Below are 1,285 nucleotides of genomic sequence, written 5' to 3'. Positions count from 1 at the left end.
TTCGCTAGGTTATTACAATTATCTAAAATCGCGTACTTTGGATGCTGGATGCGATTTGTTTTTAAGCTTCGAACAAATTATACAAGCTCGATAAGTCGAATCTTTGTTCTCCCTACGGAGGCGGTCTCGGTCGAATTCCGCCCGTTTGCGGAGCCGGCTATCCGAAAAAAGCGCTACCGCCGATTTTCTGCGATATGGACACCACTTAGTCAATCGACTAGTGTCTCTTGCAGTCATTCCGGCAAGCCTAGGTCGCGGCAGCGCCGGTAGCTCCGATCGTTATCAGAAAGAGAGTTCGCGATGCGCGGCCCAGCGGCACGAAGTATTAAGTACCATGGAGCGGCAGCCTTTGAAGCGATGCGCAAAGCTGGTCGGATCGCAGCGGAAACGCTCGACTTCATTGCAGAATATGTGCAACCGGGCGTCTCAACCGCGCAGCTGGATGCACTTTGTGAGCAATATATGCGGGACCACGGCGCTACGCCCGCGACAATCGGCTATCATGGCTATCGACATGCTTCGTGCATTTCGGTCAATCATGTTGTGACGCATGGCATACCGTCTGCCGAAAAGATCATCCGAGAGGGAGACATTGCGAATATCGATGTTACCCCGATCTTTGAGGGCTGGCATGGCGACTCCAGCCGAATGTATGTCGCCGGCGAACCCTCAAAGCTTGCGGCGAGGCTGATCGACACGACCTATGAGGCGATGATGGCAGGGATTACAGCGATCCGCCCAGGCGCCACGCTTGGCGATGTCGGATATGCCATCCAACAGGTAGCAAGGCGGGAACGCTTTTCATCAGTTTTGGAATATTGCGGCCATGGCATTGGTCAGATTTTCCACGATGAGCCGCAAGTGGTACATGGCGGGCGTCCGGGCGAAGGTGTGGAACTGCGGCCAGGAATGTTCTTCACTGTAGAACCGATGCTCAACGCCGGACGCGCGGCCGTCAAGTTGCTCAACGATGGCTGGACTGTGGTGACCCGCGACCGTTCATTATCAGCCCAGTTTGAGCATACAGTGGCCGTCACCGATACCGGATTTGAGATCTTCACGCTGTCAGCGGAAGAACTGTCGCCAGAAAAGGCGTACACCCTTTCTGCTGGCTAACGGGGCGCCATTGCGGCTATCTCGTTTAGTCTTCTAACTAATTGAGCGAATATGCCAGCCACAAAATCGAACATCCTGACGCCAGAGCATGGTACGAGCCCCATGCCGAAGCCCGCAAAATCAAGGGCACCTGCCAACACCGCCGCAGGCACGCGGGCCCGTCTTGTCA

1 protein-coding gene is annotated in these 1,285 nt (G+C 54.9%); it reads left to right on the top strand.

Features of this window, described 5'->3' with window-relative positions:
- The first annotated feature begins 300 nt into the window (after positions 1-300).
- Positions 301-1,116 (top strand): type I methionyl aminopeptidase, encoded by an 816-nt coding sequence (map, locus tag DM995_RS18870; RefSeq protein ID WP_116970672.1) that lies wholly within the window; start codon positions 301-303, stop codon positions 1,114-1,116.
- Positions 1,117-1,285 lie beyond the last annotated feature (169 nt).

This window comes from Blastomonas sp. UPD001 (assembly GCF_003426715.1).
Classification (GTDB): domain Bacteria; phylum Pseudomonadota; class Alphaproteobacteria; order Sphingomonadales; family Sphingomonadaceae; genus Blastomonas.
Note: the sequence above shows the minus strand (reverse complement) of the source record. Positions and strands in the feature narration are given on the sequence as shown.